The sequence below is a fragment of the Amycolatopsis marina genome (assembly GCF_900111885.1).
Classification (GTDB): domain Bacteria; phylum Actinomycetota; class Actinomycetes; order Mycobacteriales; family Pseudonocardiaceae; genus Amycolatopsis; species Amycolatopsis marina.
Genome location: NZ_FOKG01000005.1, coordinates 38792 through 57092, shown reverse-complemented (window position 1 = coordinate 57092; position 18301 = coordinate 38792). Strand labels below are relative to the sequence as shown.

The 18301-nt window shown below is 69.1% G+C and carries 19 protein-coding genes; 13 read left to right on the top strand and 6 right to left on the bottom strand.

What is annotated here, in order from left to right:
- The first annotated feature begins 62 nt into the window (after positions 1 to 62).
- The 3 genes from leuC (at position 63) to BM199_RS09815 (ending at position 3150) form a co-directional block, all read left to right on the top strand.
- Complete coding sequence (gene leuC, locus BM199_RS09825; protein WP_091672255.1) at positions 63 to 1547, top strand: 3-isopropylmalate dehydratase large subunit; 1485 nt, start codon at positions 63 to 65, stop codon at positions 1545 to 1547.
- A gap of 49 nt (positions 1548 to 1596) precedes the next feature.
- Positions 1597 to 2190: a 3-isopropylmalate dehydratase small subunit gene (leuD, locus tag BM199_RS09820; RefSeq protein WP_091672253.1), complete on the top strand. Its 594-nt coding sequence runs from the start codon at positions 1597 to 1599 to the stop codon at positions 2188 to 2190.
- Between the two features lie 258 nt (positions 2191 to 2448).
- Positions 2449 to 3150 (top strand): HU family DNA-binding protein, encoded by a 702-nt coding sequence (locus tag BM199_RS09815; protein ID WP_091672251.1) that lies wholly within the window; start codon positions 2449 to 2451, stop codon positions 3148 to 3150.
- Between the two features lie 164 nt (positions 3151 to 3314).
- Here BM199_RS09815 and BM199_RS09810 read toward each other — a convergent pair whose 3' ends face one another.
- The 3 genes from BM199_RS09810 to cofC form a co-directional block, all read right to left on the bottom strand.
- Positions 3315 to 4289, bottom strand: a complete 975-nt coding sequence (locus BM199_RS09810; RefSeq protein WP_091672250.1) for an NUDIX hydrolase — start codon at positions 4287 to 4289, stop codon at positions 3315 to 3317.
- Complete coding sequence (locus BM199_RS09805; protein ID WP_245788291.1) at positions 4286 to 6430, bottom strand: RNA degradosome polyphosphate kinase; 2145 nt, start codon at positions 6428 to 6430, stop codon at positions 4286 to 4288. Before BM199_RS09805 ends, BM199_RS09810 begins: the two co-directional genes overlap by 4 nt.
- Before the next feature lie 156 nt (positions 6431 to 6586).
- Positions 6587 to 7204 (bottom strand): 2-phospho-L-lactate guanylyltransferase, encoded by a 618-nt coding sequence (cofC, locus tag BM199_RS09800; protein ID WP_091672666.1) that lies wholly within the window; start codon positions 7202 to 7204, stop codon positions 6587 to 6589.
- Positions 7205 to 7434: 230 nt separating this feature from the next.
- Here cofC and BM199_RS09795 point away from each other — a divergent pair, with 230 nt between their 5' ends.
- The 4 genes from BM199_RS09795 to BM199_RS09780 all read left to right on the top strand — a co-directional run bounded on the left by BM199_RS09795 (position 7435) and on the right by BM199_RS09780 (position 10863).
- The gene (locus BM199_RS09795) at positions 7435 to 8148 is read left to right on the top strand and encodes a lysophospholipid acyltransferase family protein (protein WP_091672247.1); all 714 of its coding nucleotides are present in this window, start codon (positions 7435 to 7437) and stop codon (positions 8146 to 8148) included.
- A 1-nt stretch (position 8149) separates the two neighbouring features.
- Positions 8150 to 9172, top strand: coding sequence for an NAD(P)H-dependent glycerol-3-phosphate dehydrogenase (locus BM199_RS09790; RefSeq protein ID WP_091672245.1), 1023 nt, complete (start codon positions 8150 to 8152; stop codon positions 9170 to 9172).
- Positions 9173 to 9264: 92 nt separating this feature from the next.
- Complete coding sequence (locus tag BM199_RS09785; RefSeq protein WP_091672244.1) at positions 9265 to 10197, top strand: LLM class flavin-dependent oxidoreductase; 933 nt, start codon at positions 9265 to 9267, stop codon at positions 10195 to 10197.
- A gap of 186 nt (positions 10198 to 10383) precedes the next feature.
- Complete coding sequence (locus tag BM199_RS09780) at positions 10384 to 10863, top strand: cysteine dioxygenase (RefSeq protein WP_091672242.1); 480 nt, start codon at positions 10384 to 10386, stop codon at positions 10861 to 10863.
- Positions 10864 to 10982: 119 nt separating this feature from the next.
- Here the strand turns inward: BM199_RS09780 and BM199_RS09775 are convergent, their stop codons facing one another.
- On the bottom strand, positions 10983 to 11675 hold the full coding sequence (locus BM199_RS09775; RefSeq protein ID WP_091672241.1) for a pyridoxamine 5'-phosphate oxidase family protein: 693 nt from the start codon (positions 11673 to 11675) through the stop codon (positions 10983 to 10985).
- A 97-nt stretch (positions 11676 to 11772) separates the two neighbouring features.
- Between BM199_RS09775 and pdxR the strand changes: the two genes are divergently transcribed.
- Both pdxR and BM199_RS09765 read left to right on the top strand, forming a co-directional pair.
- Positions 11773 to 13158 (top strand): MocR-like pyridoxine biosynthesis transcription factor PdxR, encoded by a 1386-nt coding sequence (gene pdxR / locus BM199_RS09770; RefSeq protein WP_091672239.1) that lies wholly within the window; start codon positions 11773 to 11775, stop codon positions 13156 to 13158.
- Positions 13159 to 13194: 36 nt separating this feature from the next.
- Positions 13195 to 14292 carry a D-alanine--D-alanine ligase family protein gene (locus BM199_RS09765; protein ID WP_091672238.1) on the top strand — a complete coding sequence of 366 codons (1098 nt, stop codon included), beginning with the start codon at positions 13195 to 13197 and terminating at the stop codon, positions 14290 to 14292.
- 147 nt (positions 14293 to 14439) lie between these two features.
- Here BM199_RS09765 and BM199_RS09760 read toward each other — a convergent pair whose 3' ends face one another.
- On the bottom strand, positions 14440 to 15021 hold the full coding sequence (locus BM199_RS09760) for a DUF3515 domain-containing protein (RefSeq protein WP_091672236.1): 582 nt from the start codon (positions 15019 to 15021) through the stop codon (positions 14440 to 14442).
- A gap of 19 nt (positions 15022 to 15040) precedes the next feature.
- On the bottom strand, positions 15041 to 15274 hold the full coding sequence (locus BM199_RS09755) for an Lrp/AsnC ligand binding domain-containing protein (protein ID WP_091672234.1): 234 nt from the start codon (positions 15272 to 15274) through the stop codon (positions 15041 to 15043).
- Between the two features lie 118 nt (positions 15275 to 15392).
- On the opposite strand from BM199_RS09755, the gene BM199_RS09750 reads away from it, so the two are divergent.
- From BM199_RS09750 to BM199_RS09735, 4 genes are all read left to right on the top strand, one after another.
- Positions 15393 to 16391 (top strand): thiamine-phosphate kinase, encoded by a 999-nt coding sequence (locus BM199_RS09750; RefSeq protein WP_091672232.1) that lies wholly within the window; start codon positions 15393 to 15395, stop codon positions 16389 to 16391.
- A gap of 23 nt (positions 16392 to 16414) precedes the next feature.
- Positions 16415 to 16891, top strand: coding sequence for a GNAT family N-acetyltransferase (locus BM199_RS09745; protein WP_091672230.1), 477 nt, complete (start codon positions 16415 to 16417; stop codon positions 16889 to 16891).
- 35 nt (positions 16892 to 16926) lie between these two features.
- Entirely contained in the window at positions 16927 to 17448 is a 522-nt protein-coding gene (locus BM199_RS09740; protein WP_091672229.1) for a gamma carbonic anhydrase family protein, read from the top strand.
- Positions 17449 to 17551: 103 nt separating this feature from the next.
- Positions 17552 to 18229: a uracil-DNA glycosylase gene (locus BM199_RS09735; RefSeq protein WP_091672227.1), complete on the top strand. Its 678-nt coding sequence runs from the start codon at positions 17552 to 17554 to the stop codon at positions 18227 to 18229.
- Positions 18230 to 18301: the final 72 nt, after the last annotated feature.

Genomic DNA, 18301 nt, shown 5'->3' with positions numbered 1-18301 from the left:
GGCTCGTCCTGTCGGCTCGACCGAGTTCCTTTGCTCCCGACTAGCTCTTGGGAGGAGCCCTGATGACCACCACAGACCAGGGCCGTACGGAGAAGCCGAGGACCCTCGCGGAGAAGGTGTGGGAGTCGCACACGGTTCGCCGGGGTGAAGGCGCCGAACCGGACTTGCTCTACATCGACCTGCACCTCGTGCACGAGGTCACCAGCCCGCAGGCGTTCGACGGGCTGCGTCTCGCGGGCAGGCCGGTGCGCAGGCCGGACCTGACGATCGCGACCGAGGACCACAATGTGCCCACGGTCGACATCGACCTGCCGATCGCCGACCCTGTGTCGCGGACGCAGGTCGACACGCTGCGGCGCAACTGCGCGGAGTTCGGCGTCCGGCTGCATCCCATGGGCGATGCGGAACAGGGCATCGTGCACGTCATCGGCCCGCAGCTCGGTCTGACCCAGCCCGGAATGACCGTGGTGTGCGGCGACAGCCACACCTCCACCCACGGCGCCTTCGGTGCGATGGCCTTCGGCATCGGCACTTCCGAGGTGGAGCACGTGCTCGCCACCCAGACGCTGCCCCTGCGTCCCTTCAAGACGATGGCGATCACCATCGACGGCGAGTTGCGGCCTGGAGTCACGGCGAAGGACGTCATCCTCGCGGTGATCGCGAAGATCGGTACCGGCGGCGGACAGGGTTACGTTCTGGAGTACCGCGGCAGCGCGATCGAAGCCCTGTCGATGGAAGCCAGGATGACCATCTGCAACATGTCGATCGAGGCAGGCGCCCGAGCCGGGATGATCGCCCCGGACGAGGTCACCTTCGAGTACCTGAAGGGCCGTCCGCACGCACCTTCCGGCGCCGACTGGGACGCCGCGGTGGCCAACTGGCGGGAGTTGCGGACCGACGCGGACGCGGACTTCGACACCGAGGTGCGCCTGGATGCGGCGGAACTCACACCGTTCGTGACCTGGGGTACGAATCCCGGACAGGGACTTCCTTTGCACGGCCGGGTCCCGGACCCCGAGCAGATCGCCGACGAGAGCGAGCGGTTCGCCGCCGAGAAGGCTCTGTCCTACATGGATCTTGAGCCGGGCACCCCGCTGCGGGAGATCTCGGTGGACACCGTCTTCCTCGGTTCCTGCACGAATGGGCGAATCGAGGACCTGCGATCGGCCGCCGAGGTGCTGCGCGGGCACCGGGTCGCGGACGGGGTGAGGATGCTTGTGGTCCCCGGTTCGATGCGGGTGCGCAAGGCCGCGGAGGCCGAGGGGCTGGACGAGGTCTTCACCGCAGCGGGCGCCGAATGGCGGCAGGCGGGATGCTCGATGTGCCTCGGGATGAACCCCGATCAGCTCAAGCCGGGCGAGCGCAGCGCCTCGACCTCCAACCGAAACTTCGAGGGCAGGCAGGGCAAGGGCGGTCGTACCCACCTGGTCTCACCGCTCGTCGCCGCCGCAACGGCCGTCCGCGGCACCCTGTCCTCCCCTGAGGACCTCCTGTCGACCGCCGGAGCCGCGCCGGACACCGCGACGGCGGGCAACGGCGCGCGTTGACGAGCAGGCAGCGAACCTTCACCTCGAACTGACACAGGAGCCACCGAGCATGGAACCCTTCACCTCCCACACCGGGATCGGAGTGCCGCTGCGCAGGTCCAACGTGGACACTGACCAGATCATCCCGGCCGTCTACCTCAAGCGGGTCACCCGCACCGGCTTCGAGGACGGGTTGTTCGCGGCCTGGCGGTCCGACGAGCAATTCGTGCTGAACTCGGAGCCCTTCAAGTCCGGCAGCGTCCTCGTCGCGGGGACCGACTTCGGCACCGGTTCGTCGCGGGAGCACGCCGTCTGGGCGCTGATGAACTACGGCTTCCGCGTGGTCATCTCGTCCCGCTTCGCTGACATCTTCCGGGGCAACTCGGGTAAGCAGGGCCTGCTGGCGGCCCAGTGCGAGCAGGCGGACGTCGAACAGCTGTGGAAGATCCTGGAGAACGAGCCGGGCACGGAGGTCACCGTGGACCTCACCGAGAAGACCGTACGAGCCAAGGACTTCGTCGCCCCCTTCACGATCGACGACTACACCCGCTGGCGGCTGCTGGAGGGCCTCGACGACATCGCCCTCACCCTGCGACACGCCGCAGACATCGACGAATTCGAGTCGAGCAGGCCATCGTGGAAGCCGGTGACCACCCCAAGCTGACCCCTCGAGGCGGGTTGGAGACACGGATTCCCTGCTCAGCAAGGGGATCCGGGACCGGCCGAAGGCCGTCGAAACTACGCCGAACGGCACCGGGAAAGGGCCTCAGACCACTCTCAGAGGTCCCTCGGAGGGCGGAACATCCCGCTCCGGCAACGAAAACTTCCGCGTGCCGTTTGGAATTTGTGCTGCATTGGTAATACCGTGTGCGCAAGTCGGCCGACGTGGCCGTGTACTAGTAGTTCTTCTTGGAGGACTGGAATGGCCAACAAGGCCCAGCTGATCGAGGCGCTCTCCGAGCGCTTGGGCGACAAAAAGGTTGCGTCGGAAGCTGTCGACGGTCTCGTCGACATCATCATCCGGACGGTCAACAAGGGCGAGAAGGTGAACATCACCGGCTTCGGTGTGTTCGAGAAGCGTGCGCGTGCCGCCCGCACCGCTCGCAACCCGCGTACGGGCGAGACCGTGCGCGTGAAGAAGACCAACGTTCCGGCGTTCCGCGCCGGTACGACCTTCAAGGACGTTGTCAGCGGCGCGAAGAAGCTGCCGAAGGCCACGGCCGTCAAGCGGGCCACCCCGGCCTCGCGTACCGCGGGCACCACCGCGTCGCGCGGCACGGGTACCCGCACCGCGGCGACGAGGGCGACCGCCAGCCGCCCCAGCACGACCCGGAGCACCACCTCGCGGAGCAAGGCGACGACGACCCGCGCGGCGTCCAGCCGGAGCACCACCGCGAGCCGGACCGCCACCAAGGCGGCGCCGAAGACGGCCGCCAAGACGGCGACCAAGGCGGCTCCGAAGGCAACGGCCAAGACGTCGAAGGCTTCTTCAACCGCAACGAAGAGCACCGCCGCCAAGAAGCCCGCCACCAAGGCGGCGCCGAAGAAGACGGCCGCCGCGGCAAAGACGGCGACCAAGGCGGCTCCGAAGAAGACCACCGCCGCGGCGAAGAAGAAGAAGTAGCACAGCTTCTGAGCTGGTGATTTCGCCACGCCAGGTGGCTTCTCGGCAGGGCCCCGTGCGCTCAGCGCGGGGCCCTGCCGCATGCCGGACGGGTGGTGTTCCGCCTCGGTCGGGTCGTGCCCGCGCTCCACTGCTCCACTGTGGAAGCCAGAGGCACCGGCGGCTCAGGACCTCGCGGCCGCGGGAGCGGGCAGCGGACTGGGAAAGTAGCTCGCCGCCACCAGCCGCGGCCCTTCCTCCTCGGTCGCCGGCCGGAACGACAACAGCCAGAGCGAACCCTTCTTCGCGGAAACCGTGCCGGACTTGCCCCACGGCAGCGCCACTCCGTCGCGCTCGGCGAGCATCGTGACGACATCCGGAATCACGCCGCCCTGGCTCGAGATCAGCGGAGTCCCACCGTCACTGACGATGGCGAGCAGTCGCGCGACGCCCAGTACCGGATCGCGCCAGTAGCCCTCCTCCGCGAGCAGCGCCTCGTGCCGGACTTCCGTGCTCAGATCCTCCGCGACTCCCTGCACGGTCTGGACGCAGCGCAGGCGGGGTGCCGCGAGAACACGGTCCGGGCCGAATGCCCGCACCATGGTCCGTACGGCCTCCGCCTGCCGCAGCCCGGCATCGGAGAGCGGGCGCAGGTCGTCGTCGCCGGTCCACTCCTCCCGTTTGCCCGCCTTGGCGTGACGGACGAGCAACACCGTGGTGAGTTGCGCCGGCAGTGCGCGGAACTCGCGCAGCACGGCCACGTCGGCCGGATAGGTCAACAGGGACTCGGCCTCCCGCACCGGCAGCCAGCGCAGGTCGTCGACCTCGTCGTTCGCCTCGAACTCACCGGACACCGCCCTGGCGCTGAAGAAGTCCACGACCTTGTACACCCGTGAGCCGCGCTGCTCGACCTCGTACCCGACCTGGCGCAGATAGCGCCCGAGTACCGCGTCGAACCCGGTCTCCTCGCGCAGTTCGCGTACCGCGGCCACGGGTGGGGTCTCCCCCGGATCGAGCTTTCCCTTGGGCAGTGACCAGTCGCCGTAGCGTGGCCGGTGTGCCACGGCCACTTCGACGGTGCCTCCTGCCTCCTTCTTTCCCGTGCGCCACAACACCGCTCCCGCGGCCCTGACCGCCGGAGTGGCTTCCGCCGGGCTCATCCGGCCGCCCTGTGCTTGGCGAGAGTCTCGACCTGGTGGTCGCGAACCTGCGATCCGTCGGAGGGGGACGGCGCCCACTCGCCGTTGTCGGTGAGTACCCAGCAACGGGTTGCCGGGTCGAGTGCCGAGTCCAGCACTTCGTCCAGTTGCGTGGTGAGCTTGGGGTCCTTCACCCGCACCAGTGCCTCGATCCTCCGGTCCAGATTTCGGTGCATCATGTCAGCGCTGCCGATCCAGTACGAGTTGCCTGCCCTGAAGTGAAAGAGACGGGAGTGCTCGAGGAATCGTCCGAGAATCGACCGAACGACGATGTTCTCGCTCAGTCCGGGTACTCCGGGCTTGAGCGAGCAGATACCGCGGACGACGATCTCGACAGCTACTCCCGCCTGCGAAGCGCGATACAGCGCGTCGATGATCTGTTCGTCGACCAGCGAATTGCACTTGATCCGGATGCCGGCCCTCCCGCCAGCCTTCTGCTGCTCGATTTCCTGGGAGATGCAGTGCAGGATGCCGCGCCGAATCCCGTGTGGCGACGTGAGGATATTGCGGTAGGTGTCCTGTCTGGAGTACCCGGTGAGTACGTTGAACAGGTCGGTCAGGTCGGCGCCGATGGTCGGATCCGCGGTGAGCAGGCCCATGTCCTCGTAGATCCTGGCCGTCTTCGGGTTGTAGTTGCCTGTGCCGATGTGGCAGTAGCGGCGGATGGTGGAACCTTCCTGGCGAACCACCATCGCGACCTTGCAGTGGGTCTTCAGTCCCACCAAGCCGTAGACGACGTGCACACCTGCGCGCTCCAGCGTGCGGGCCCAGCTGATGTTGGCGAGTTCGTCGAACCGCGCCTTGATCTCGACGAGCGCCACCACCTGCTTGCCCGCCTGCGCCGCGTCGATGAGCGCGTCGACGACAGGGGAGTCGCCCGAGGTGCGGTACAGCGTCTGCTTGATGGCGAGGACCTTGTCGTCGGCCGCGGCCTGCTCGATGAACCGCTGCACGCTCGTGGAGAAAGAGTCGTAGGGATGATGCACGAGCACGTCGCCCTCGCGCAGGGTGGCGAATACGCTCTTCGGTGTCTCGCGCTCCCCGAAGGCCGGGTGGGTCGCGGGTACGAACGGCGGGTCCTTGAGCTCCTTGCGGTCCACACTGGAGAGCTGGTGCAGACAACTGAGATCGAGCAGGCCGGGGACCTCGACGACGTCGTTCGGATCGACCTCCAGCTCGCGCAGCAGCAACTCGAGCATGTGCTCGCTCATGTCGCTGGCGACCTCGAGCCGCACCGGTGGGCCGAACCTACGCTGCGCGAGCTCGCGTTCGAGCGCCTGCAACAGGTCCTCGTCGCGATCCTCCTCGACCTCGAAGTCGGCGTTCCGGGTGACCCGGAACACGTGGTGCTCGATCACCTCCATCCCGGTGAAGAGTTCGCCGAGGTGCGCGGAGATCAGTTCCTCCAGCGGGAGGAATGTCGCGGTCCGGCTCTGTCGTTGCTGCTCGATGCGGATCAGCCGGGGCACGTTGTTCGGGACCTTGACCCTGGCGAACCGTTCGGTGCCGCCCTCCGGATCCCGGACGGTCACGGCCAGATTGATCGAAAGGCCCGAGATGTAGGGAAACGGGTGTGCCGGGTCGACCGCGAGCGGGGTCAGCACCGGGAAGATCTGCTCACTGAAGTAGCTCGAAAGGCGAACTTTGTCCGCGGCGTCGAGGTCGGACCAGCTCACGATGCGGATTCCTTCGGCCGCCAGCGCGGGCCGCACGTTCTCCTCGAAGGCCTCGGTCTGGCGCTCGACCAGGTCCTGGTTGCGCTTGGCGATGTACGCGAGTTGCTCGCGCGGGGTGAGCCCGTCCGCGCTGCGCACCGAGAGGCCCGTCTCGTCGCGGCGTTTGAGGCCGGCCACCCGGACCATGTAGAACTCGTCCAGATTGGACGCGAAGATCGCGATGAACTTGGCGCGTTCGAGCAGGGGCTGCGAAGGGTCCTCGGTCAGCGCGAGCACCCGGGCGTTGAAGTCCTGCCAGGAGAGTTCCCGGTTGAAGTAGCGGTCGTCGGGCAGCGCGTCGGTGAGCTGGGCCGCGACCGACGTGACCGCGGGCGGCGCCGACGGGACGGAATGCTTCTCCTGTGCCCGGTCGCTAGTCACGGGCACCCGCCGGGATTGACCGTCGGTCGTGGATGACTGGGCGGTGGTGATCTCGTCGCTGCTCACACCGTGCATTGTTCCGCACTCGGGCGGGTGATGCCCTTCCCGCGTTCGACGCGTGGGTGAATGTTGCGTCACGTCGTACGAGGTGGTGCCCGGTCGTCAGGTCACGCAGCAGGGGGTGCCGACCAGTTCTGTCGTCCGGCACCCGAGGCCCAGTGCCCGGGCATGGACCAGATCGTCCGGCGTGTCCACATCGCTGCGCAGCGTGGCGGCAGCCAGCGTCAGCGCGACGGCGCCGGACTCCAGGTGGGATCGCGCGGAGTCGGTGCCGAACAGCGGCCCCAGCGGCCCGCCGGGTGCCGAGACCAGCAGGGTGGTGCCGGTGCCGTGCCGGTCGGCGACGAACGCACGCCGCTCGTCCGCCTCGGCGAGCGCCTCGGCCAGTTCGACGGAGCGCAGTGCGGGCAGATCGGCCTGCAGGGCAGCGACAACGGAGTCCGGGTCGTCACCGCGCAGGAGTGCCGCACCGTGGCTCAGGGCCGCGTTGAGTCCGCCCGCGCCCTGTTCGACCACCACCTCGACGCCGAGACCGTTCAGCTCGGTCAGGGTGGCGGGCTCGCTGCCGACCACCAGCACCCTGCGCACCCCAGCGGCTCCGATGGCCGCGGTGAGGGTGTCCACGGCCAGCGCGAGCACCAGTTCGGCGTGCCCGTCCGCGCCGGGTGGCGTGCCTGCGGCCCCCCGCAGCCGGGACTTGCCGGCATGGGGAGGTTTCATCGGCACGATCAGGTCCACCTCGCGAGCCACGTCACCATCATTACCGGCTGAGGTTCCTCCCGCGCCACCGGCATCCCCGGACCCCTTGTTGGACCGTGGTGGGGGCCGGGGGAGGATCAGGGCCACCGATCGGCACTGTGAGCGGGTCGGATACGGCACTGAGCGATGTGCAACCTGCCGGCGAGTGAGGCGGGAAACGCGCGACAGCACCGTGATGTGAAGGAGGAGTTGTGGCAGATCGCGAGAAGGGCGGGTTCTGGGTCGGCGCCGCGGCCGCGCTGTTCTATCCGCTGAGCTGGATCGGACGGCGCGTGTACCGCGACGCGGACCGGATTCCCCGCGAAGGAGCCGCGCTCCTCGTACTCAACCACGTATCCCATCTCGACCCCGCCGTCGACGCGGTGTTCGTGCATCGCAACAAGCGCGTGCCGAGGTTCCTGGCGAAGGACAGCGTGGCGAAGGCGCCCGTCTTCGGCAAGATCTTCCTCGGTTCCGGCGGCATCCCGGTCTATCGAGGTACCAGTTCGGCCGGGGACAGCCTGCGTGCGGCGCATCAGACGCTGCAGGAGGGCAAGATCGTGGTGATCTACCCCGAAGGCACCATCACCAGGGACCCGGAGGGCTGGCCGAAGCGTTCCTACACCGGTGTCGCGCGGCTGGCGCTGGAGAACGATGTGCCGGTGATCCCGATCGCACGCTGGGGAACACAGGCGATCTGGAACGGCTACGACAAGAAGTTCCGCCCGTTTCCACGGAAGCGGGTCGTGCACGCCGTCGGCAGCCCGGTCGACCTCTCCGCCTACCGGCAGGAGGGCACCGCGGCAGGTCCGAAGGTCCTGCGCGAGGTGACGGACCTGCTGATGCGGGAGGTGGTCGAACTGCTCGCCGAAGTGCGTGGGGAGCGACCGCCCGCCCGCGACGACGTCCCGGCGGACGGCGAGTGACATGAGTGACGCCCGTTCGCCCCAGCGCATCACCGTGCTCGGTGCGGGGTCGTGGGGAACCACGTTCGCCAAGGTGCTAGCCGACGCGGGTCGGGACGTCACGCTCTGGGCACGCCGGGCCGAGGTGGCGGGCGAGGTCGCGAGTGCGCACACCAACTCGGCGTACCTGCCGGACATCCGGTTGCCGGACAATCTCACCGCGACCGCGGATCCGGCTGCCGCACTCGAAGAGGCTCAGGCGGTCGTCCTCGCGGTGCCGAGTCAGAGCTTGCGGTCGAACCTGGAGCGCTGGCGTGCGCTGCTGCCCCCCGGAGTCCCGCTCGTCAGCCTGGCCAAGGGTGTCGAACTGGGCTCGCTGAAGCGGATGAGCGAGGTCATCGCGGAGGTCGCGGAGTGTCCGCCGGACCGGGTGGTCGTGGTCTCGGGGCCGAACCTGGCCAAGGAGATCGCGCTGGGACAACCCTCGGCCGCGGTGCTGGCCTGCGCGGACCACGAGCGGGCCGTCGCCGTGCAGCAGGCGTGCTCGAACTCCTACTTCCGGCCGTACACCAACACGGATGTGGTGGGCTGCGAACTCGGCGGCGCGTGCAAGAACGTCATCGCGCTGAGCTGTGGAATGGCCGTCGGAATGGGCTTCGGCACCAACACGGTGGCGACGTTGATCACCCGCGGCCTGGCGGAGATGGCGCGGCTCGGGAGCAAACTGGGGGCCGACCCGCTCACGTTCGCCGGGCTTGCCGGCGTCGGTGATCTGGTCGCGACCTGTTCTTCGCCGTTGTCCCGCAACCGGACTTTCGGGGAACGGCTCGGCAGGGGTGACACGGTGGAGCGGGCCCAGTCGGCGGCGGGCGGCCAGGTCGCGGAAGGCGTGATGTCCTGCTCCTCGATCCGCGAACTCGCCGGTGGTCTCGGTGTCGACATGCCGATCACGGACGCGATGTACCGGGTGTGTCACGAGGGCGGCGATCTCCGGTCGCTTGGTGCCGAACTGCTTGGGCGGGAGCGCAAGCACGAGTGGTCCTGAGGGAACCTTCGAGCACGCTTGACCTCCAGCTTGGTCGAGGTACGAGCATGGGGTGACGCCGATTGGAACCGGCTCGCATCCCAGGAGGACTCATGCCCGGTATCGGAATCGGCGTCGGTCTGCCCGTATTGCACGAGACCGACGCGCGCGGATCCGCAGACATCGTTGCCCTCGCCCGGCACGCCGAGGAGGTGGGGATCGATTCGGTCGCCGCCGCCGACGTGCTGATCGGGGACGGAACCTTCGCACTGGAACCGGTCACCGTGCTCGCGACGGCCGCTGCGGTCACCGAGCGGATCCGGCTGGAGTTCGGCGTGCTGTCGCTGCCGACCCGGCCGGTGGCCATGGTGGCCGCGCAGGTGCAGAGTTTGCAGCACCTTTCGGGTAACCGGGTCCGGCTGGGTGTCGGAATCGGCGGTTTTCCCGGTTCTTCCTTCTGGCAGGCCGTCGGCGCCCGGTCGAAGGCAAGGGGCAGGCTCGTCGACGAGGCGCTCAGGGTGCTGCCCGGTCTCATCGCCGGTGAGCCCACGGAGCTACCCGCGCCACCCGGTCAGCGGGAACGGCCGGTGGTGACGCTGGCCCCCGCCGCCCCGGTGCCGCCGATCCTGATCGGTGGCGGTGTCGCCGAAGCGGTGCTGCGGCGCACGGCCGCCTACGGCGATGGCTGGCTGCCTTCGGCCATGACGCCGTCCGAGGTGTCCTCGGCGGTGGTACGTCTGCGTGAGCTGGCCGCGGAGCGCGGGCGGCCGACGCCCGGTGTGTACCTCGGTGTGCACGCGGTGCTTGGCGGAGGTGCCGGCACACGGTCCGCCCGCGAGGCGATGGTGCGGCAGCTCGGCGATTTCTTCGGGATGCCTCCGGAGAAGATCGCGCAGGTGACCGTCACCGGTGGGCCGGACCAGATCGCGGAGCGCATCGCGGCCTTCGCCGCGGCCGGGGTCACCGAACTCGGCTTCGCGCTCGACGGGCCGGATCAGCTGCACCAGCTCGACCTGCTCGCCGAGGCTCGCGCCCTGTTGGAATGAACGCGCCCACGGTATGGGACGAATTGACCGTGCGGGTGGCCGCTGGTTTCCTGTTCGGGTGCTGACGCCAGTTGCCCCTGTGCTGCGAGGTCGCCTCGACCTGCGCCGGGCCGCTGACGTGCGGTGTTGCTGTTGTCGGTGATTCACCCCGTCAACCAGCCGTCACCGCAACCTGAGGAATTTTCCATGTTCGCCGTTCCGGACAACACTGTCGCCGTTGCAGAGAACCCCGTCCTGCGCCATCCGGTGCGAGTCGCGCTCCAGTTCGCCGCCGACCGCGATCGCTGGCGCCACCTGCTGCGCTACGACCCGGACCACCGCTTCGCCGCTCTGCTCTCCCGGTCCTCCGAAGAGGAGGTCTGGCTGATGAGCTGGCTCCCGGGGCAGGGGACCGATCTGCACGACCACGGGCCGTCGACCGGCGCGTTCACCGTCGTCACCGGCGAACTGTCGGAGTCGGTCGCCCGCAGGGCCACCGACGGCAAGGTGCTGCGTGAACTGCACACGATCTCGGTGGGCCAGTCGCGGGTCTTTGGCCCCGGCTACGTGCACGAGGTCAGCAACCGGGGCACCGATCCCGTCGTGAGCGTGCACGTGTATCGCGCGACCCGCACCGTGAACTACCGGGGTACGGCACTGAGCGCGGTGAGCCTGGTCTGTTTGTGAGGCCGGTGGTTGGGGTGCGACCCGCACCGTGAACTACCGGGGTACGGCATTGAGCGCGGTGAGCCTGGCCGGCGTGTGAGGCCAGTGGTGGGGTGCAGCGCCCAGGACCGTGCGGCCGTTCAAGCTGGATCTGGTCGAAGGGCCGGTCGCCGAAGACTGACGTGCTCCGGCAACGCTGTGCCCTCGGGCAACAGCGGATCGGACTGCGGCTCGCCGAATCCCGTGTGTACGGGCAGCACGCCTGCCCACGCGGTCGCGGCCTCCACGTCCTCCGGCTCGTCAATGACACCCGCCGAGCGCATCTTCACCGAAGCCTCGGTGAGGTCGAGCGCCAGTACGGTCACCGCGGCCAGCTCCTTGTCGTTCACGGCACGGGCGTGTTCCCACGAGCCCGGGGCGAGGTGATCGGTGAGCACCCGGAGCCCGTGCAGCTTCTCCTCGCGGCCGGTGACGTGCCGCGGCCGGCCGTAGACGACCGCACTGCGGTAGTTCATCGAGTGGTTGTTCACCGAACGGGCGTAGATGATCGCGTCGAGCAGGGTGACGGTCACACAGACCTCGGGGCCCTCCGCGCCCGCCCGCATGCTGGTCGCGCCGGTTGAGCCGTGCAGGTAGAGCGTGTCGCCGTCGCGGCCGTAGCCGGTCGGCAGCACCATCGGGGCACCCGTGCCGGTCACCATGCCCAGGTGGCAGACGAGTCCTGCGTCGAGAACGGCGTGCAGTGCCGCGCGGTCCGTTGCCGCCCTGTCCTTCTTGCGCGTCACGGTGGTTCGGGTGGTGGACGAGAGGTCTGTTATCGCTGTCTCGGGCATGTAAGCAGCATCTGAGCCCAGGTGGCATCATGGAACGGCCACTAGTCGAGAGAATTGGAAGGCCACTGCCGTGAATGGCCATAGTGTGGACAAGCCAATGCGTTCGCCGGGTTCGTCGCGTACGGCCACCGCCCTGCCGGTCAGTCTCGACCGGGAGTCCGAGGTTCCGCTGGCGGTGCAGCTCGCGGACGCACTGCGGGAGTCGGCTGCCACGGGGCACCTGCGCGGTGGGGACCGGCTGCCCTCAACCCGAGCGCTGGCCGGCAGGCTCGGCGTGAGCCGGACCGTCACGTCGGCCGCCTACGAACAACTGCACGCCGAGGGCTGGATCGCGGGCAGGCACGGTTCGGGAACCTACGTCACCACCTCACCGCCAGCCGAGCGACCGCAGGGGCGCACGGTGGTCGGCGGGGAGGGGCCGCCGCCTAGCCTGCTCGACCTGACCCCCGGGGTGCCGTGGGCGGAAGGTCTTGACAGGGCCGCATGGCGGCGTGCCTGGCGGGCGGCTGCCGACACGCCGCCACTGTCCGCCGCGCATCGGGCGGGCCTGCCCGAGTACCGGGCCGCGATCGCCGAGCACCTGCTGCGCCACCGCGGGCTCGCGGTGGGAACCGAGTCGGTGCTGGCCACCGGCGGGACCACCGCGGCGGTGGTCGAACTCGCGGGCGCCGTCCTCGAACCGGGTGACCGGGTCGCCGTCGAGGAACCCGGATACCAGCGCGCGGTACAGGCGTTCCGCGGCGCGGGAGTCGAGGTGCTCCCCCTGCCGGTCGACGGGGAGGGGTTGCTCCCGGACGCGGTCCCCACCGGGGTGCGAGCCGTGTACTGCTCCCCCGCGCACCAGTACCCGATGGGCAGCAGAATGAGCGCGTCCCGGCGGGTGGAACTGGTGGAGCGGGCTCGTGCGGAGGACTTCCTGCTCATCGAGGACGACTACGACGGCGAACTGCGCTTCGACGTCGCACCGCTGCCACTGCTCGCCGCACTGGCTCCGGACGTCGTGGCCCATCTCGGCACCACCAGCAAGATCCTCACCCCGACGCTGGGTGCGGGGTGGATGGTCGCACCGCAGCCGGTGACCTCGGCGGTACTGGAATACCGTGAGCGCACCGGCACCCGGCCGTCGCCCGCCGGTCAGCGGGTGCTGGTCGAACTCGCCCGCAACGGCGACCTCGGGCGGCACCTGCGCAGACTGCGCAGAGAACTCTCCGAGCGGCGCACCCTGCTCGTTGACGCCTTGCGAGCGGCAGGTGTGCCGGTGCTCGGGGACGACGCGGGGGCGCATCTGGTGGTGCCCTGTGTGTCCGCCGAGGACGAGCGGGACCGGCTGGCGGCAGGTAGGACAAGGGGTATCCAGCTCGACGCGCTCGGCAGGCACTTCGCCGGTGTGCCTTCCGCACACGGGATCGCCATCGCATATGCGGGGTGTTCGCAGGAGGCGTTGCGCGATGCGCTGGGGGACCTGGTCGAGATACTGCGCTGACCCTGCTGCCGCAAGCGCCCGGTAGGGTGACGGCCCATGAGTGAACGGAAGACACGAGTCGCCGTCGTGTTCGGTGGCCGTAGCACCGAGCACACAATCTCGTGTGTGTCCGCGGGAAGCGTACTCGCCAACCTCGACCCCGAGCGGTTCGAAGTCCTCCCGATCGGCATCACCAGGGAGGGTGGCTGGGTCCTCGGCACGAGCGATCCCAAGGCACTGGAGATCCGCGGGAAGACGTTGCCCTCGGTGGACGAGGGCAAATCGCTGGTTCTCGCGGGCGACCCGACACAGCGCGAGCTGGTCAGCCTGGATCCGGGCACAGGTATGGAGACGCTCGCCGGTGTGGACGTCGTCTTTCCGGTGCTGCACGGCGCCTTCGGTGAGGACGGCACTGTCCAGGGCCTGCTCGAGATGGCGGGACTGCCCTACGTCGGGGCCGGGGTGCTGGCGAGCGCCGCGGCGATGGACAAGGAGTACGCGAAGAAACTCCTTGCCGCAGAAGGACTTCCGGTCGGCGAGTACGCGACGATCCGTCGTGGACAGTCCACTCTGGCCAATGAGGACCGCGAGCGCCTGGGTCTGCCCGTGTTCGTCAAGCCAGCGCGCGCGGGGTCTTCCATCGGCATCAGCAAGGTCACGGACTGGGCCGATCTCGATGCCGCCATCGCGCTGGCGAGGCAGACCGACCCGAAGGTTCTCGTCGAGGCCGCGGTCGTCGGCAGGGAAGTCGAGTGCGGCGTTCTGGAGTTCCCGGACGCCAGGGTCGAGGCCTCGCTTCCGGCGGAGATCCGGGTGCTGGCGGAGGACGAGTCGGCCTGGTACGACTTCGAGACCAAGTACCTCGGCGAGGCCGCCGAACTGGACATCCCGGCCAAGCTGGAGGACGTCACCACCGAGCGGCTGCGGGCGATGGCCGTGCGGGCCTTCATCGCACTGGACTGTCAGGGTCTGGCCAGGGTGGACTTCTTCATCGGCGCCGACGGCGAGCCGACGATCAACGAGGTGAACACGATGCCGGGGTTCACCACCACCTCGGCCTACCCGAAGATGTGGGAGGTGACGGGGGTGGACTACCCGACCCTGCTCGCCACCCTCGTGGACACGGCACTGGCCCGCGGCACCGGCCTCAGGTAGCAACGCTCACCGCCTGTCCACATTCGCACTTTCCCGGGAAAGTGTCCTACCTGCACGCGCGGGGTACCGCACTTTCCCGGGAAAGTGCGAGCGTCGCCGAGGCCGGGGGCCCGGTTGGCGACACTTTCGCGGGAAAGTGCGATGGGGTCAGGTGCGCGGGGGTGCGGGCTCGAGGTTCGCGGAGACCGTGTCGGAGATCTGCTGCAAGGGACCGGTGCCCGCGCTGTCCGGCACGGTCAGGGCGATGACCACGTCCCGGTCCACGACGAACCAGGTCGCGCTGCCTTCGCCGGGGACCTGAAGCCACTGCACTCCGTTGATCACCCGCAGGCCGGAGGTCTCGTTCAGCTCCGGGGGCTGGTTGAGCCCGCACCGCAGCACGACAGGTGCCGCTCCGCCCCAGGCGGCGGTGGCCTCGGGCGCCGGCTTAGCCAGTTCGCGCCGGGCCAGCGTGTCACCTGCCGAGGTCAGCTCTTCCGGCAGCGCGCCGATCAACGTGCCGCATTCGGGGCGTCCTGCTTGGGGCGCGGGGACGGGAACCAGGGGCAACGGCCCGGTTCCGTTCGCGGCGGGGTCCTCGCCGGATCCCGTGGAGCCCGCCGTCAGCCCCGCGATCGCGACGGCACCGGCCAGGGCCACCGCTAACACCGCAGCGGTGACGATCAGGAACCTGGGCGGGGTCCCGTTCTCGCTGTCATCCGATTTGGTCGTGTTGGCTGGGTTGGACACGGCTCCACTGAAGCACGTTCTACAGGTGCACGACCGGGCAGGTCAGCGTCCGGGTGATGCCCTCCACGTTCTGCACCTTCGCGACCACGAGCTGGCCCAGCTGGTCGACGTTGTCCGCTGCCGCGCGCACGATCACGTCGTAGGGGCCGGTGACGTCCTCGGAGCTGGTGACACCCGAGATGCCGGCGATCTCGGCGGCGACCGATGCCGCCTTGCCGACCTCGGTCTGGATCAGGATGTAAGCGTGGACCACGGCGCGCCCCTTCGTCTGGATCGGTCGGCTCGGTGTTTCATTGAACGTAACCAGCAGCAACGTACCCCAGTCGGGCAAACATCGGGCATCCGACTATCGGTGATTCGAAGGTGGTGTGGTGTCGACGCACGGTAGACCCCAGCAGGAGGGTGCGCGGTCGGACTCGCCTCGTCCGGGCACGGTCGCAGCAGCAGGTGAGTTCGGACTCATCCGAACGCTGACCCGGGGCAGGACCCAACCCTCGACGACGTTGCTCGGCCCGGGAGACGACGCGGCTGTCGTCGCCGCGTCCGACGGCCGGGTCGTCGCGACCACCGACGTTCTCGTACAGGGGGTGCACTTTCGCCTGGACTGGTCCGATCCTGAGCACATCGGGCGCAAGGCGGTCGCGGTGAACCTCGCCGACCTCGCAGCGATGGGCGCCGTGCCGACGTCGGTGCTCGTCGGAATCGCCTGCCCGCCGGAAACCGAGACGACGATGCTCGCCGCACTCACCGACGGCATGTGGGCCGAGGCCGAGCGGGCTCGTGCGGGGATCATCGGCGGCGACGTCGTGGGCGCCGACCAGCTTGTGCTGAGCGTTACAGCGCTCGGTGACCTCGGCGGAAGACCCCCGGTGACCCGCTCTGGCGCGCGGCCGGGCGACGTGCTCGCCATCTGCGGCAGGCTCGGCTGGGCGGCGGCCGGGCTCGCGGTGCTCGGGCGAGGATTCCGTTCGCCGGTCGGTGTCGTCAACGCGCAGCGCTACCCGGAACCGGCCTATCAGGCCGGGCCCGCGGCCGCGATCGCAGGCGCGACCTCGATGATCGACGTGTCCGACGGTCTGTTGGCCGACCTCGGCCATCTGGCGGCGGCCTCCGAGGTCGGCCTCGACGTGCAGACGGCGCGGCTGACCGTGGATCAACGGCTCGTCGACGTCGGCACGGCGCTCGGTGCCGACCCGCTGCGCTGGGTGCTCACCGGCGGCGAGGACCATGCGCTGGCCGCGACCTTCCCGTCGTACGCGGACCTGCCCGAGGGGTGGGTGCAGATCGGCACGGTGTTGTTGCCGGACACCGGCGTGACCGTTGACGGTATGCCGTACGAGGGCGACTCCGGCTGGGAACACTGGCGCTGATCCCTGCCGGTTATCGTGGCCGGGTGGAGATTCGTGTGGTGCCCTACGACGATGCGGACGCCCGCAAGCTGATGGACGAGGTACAGCAGGAGTACGTCCGCCGCTACGGCGAGCCCGACATCAGCCCGATGGATCCCGCCGAGTTCGCCCCGCCCCGCGGGCTGTTCCTCGTCGGGTACGAGGACGGCACGCCGGTGGCGACGGGAGCGTGGCGCGCCCATGACGGGCCGCCGCCCGCGCTCCTGCCGGGGGACGCCGAACTGAAGCGGATGTACGTCGCACGCACGGCGCGGGGCCGGGGCTACGCCCGCGCGGTACTCGCCGAACTCGAGCGGACAGCGGCTGAGGCGGGCCGGCTGCGTGCGGTGCTGGAGACCGGCACCGAACAGCCGGAGGCGATCGCGCTCTACCGTTCCAGTGGCTACCGAGACATGCAGAAGTACGGGCTGTACAAGGACGACGAGCGCAGTCTCTGCCTCGCGAAGTCCCTGGTGGACTGACCGCTCCCGCAGGACCGAGTTGGCAAGGAGAAACGATGGCCATCTACGCGCTGGGTGAGTTGCGCCCGCAGATCGACCCCGAGGCCTACGTGCACCCCGACGCGACCGTGATCGGCGATGTGCGGCTCGGACCAGGAGCGTCGGTGTGGCCGCAGGCGGTGCTGCGCGGGGATCACGGTTACATCGAGATCGGCGAGCGGTCCAACGTGCAGGACGGCAGCGTGCTGCACTGCACCGAGCGCGATCCACTGGTGCTTGGCCCGAACTCGGCGATCGGCCACTCGGTACATGTCGAGGGCGCCCGGATCGGTGCCGGCTGTCTGATCGCCTCGGGGGCGGTCGTCCTCAACGGCAGCGTCATCGCCGACGGCGGCATGGTCGGCGCGGGCGCGGTGCTCTCCTACGGCGGTGGAGTGGGAACGGGCGAGGTGGCGCTCGGTGTGCCGGCGAAGAACCGGCCGAACACCTCCTTCGGCCCGGAGATGATCCAGGCCGTCGTCGAGAGCTACGTCAAGCGCGGCGCGTGGTTCAGGGCCGAACTCCGCCGCCTGGACTGACCGGGCTTCTGCGAACGGTGAACCGCGTGGTCATGGTGATCTGTGGATCGCGGGCCCGAGTGCTCGGAAACACCGAGCCCTCGGTGCGCTAGAGTCGCTGCCCGTGACCGCACGACCGCTGCATGAGATCGTCGAAGCAGGCTGGGCGCAGGCCCTCGAACCGGTGGCGGGCCGGGTCTCCGCGATGGGGGACTTCCTCCGCACCGAGATCGCGGCGGGCCGCCGCTATCTGCCGGCCGGTGAGCACGTGCTGCGCGCGTTCCAGCAGCCGTTCGCCGACGTCCGCGTGCTGATCGTCGGCCAGGATCCCTACCCGACGCCAGGCCATCCGATCGGTCTGTGTTTCGCGGTCGCGCCGGATGTCCGGCCGCTGCCGAAGAGCCTGGTCAACATCTACAAGGAGTACGCCGACGATCTCGGGCATCCACTGCCGTCCAACGGTGACCTGACCCCGTGGACCGAGCAGGGCGTGCTGTTGCTCAACCGAGCCCTCACCGTTCGCCCCGGCTCGCCGAACTCGCACCAGGGCAAGGGCTGGGAGGAGGTGACCGAGCAGGCCATCAAGGCGCTCGCCGCCCGCGGTGGCCCGCTCGTGGCGATCCTGTGGGGCAGCAATGCCCGCAAGCTCAAGCCGCTCCTGTCGCCGGTGCCGTGCATCGAGTCGGTGCATCCGAGCCCGCTCTCCGCGCACAACGGGTTCTTCGGGTCGAAGCCGTTCAGCCGGGCGAACGCACTGCTCACCGAGCAGGGTGCGCAGCCGGTCGACTGGAAGCTGCCCTGATCCGAGACCCCGGGGCGATCCTGCCACCCCGGAACTCGTCGACGAATTCCGGTCCCGAGCGCCAGCTGAGCG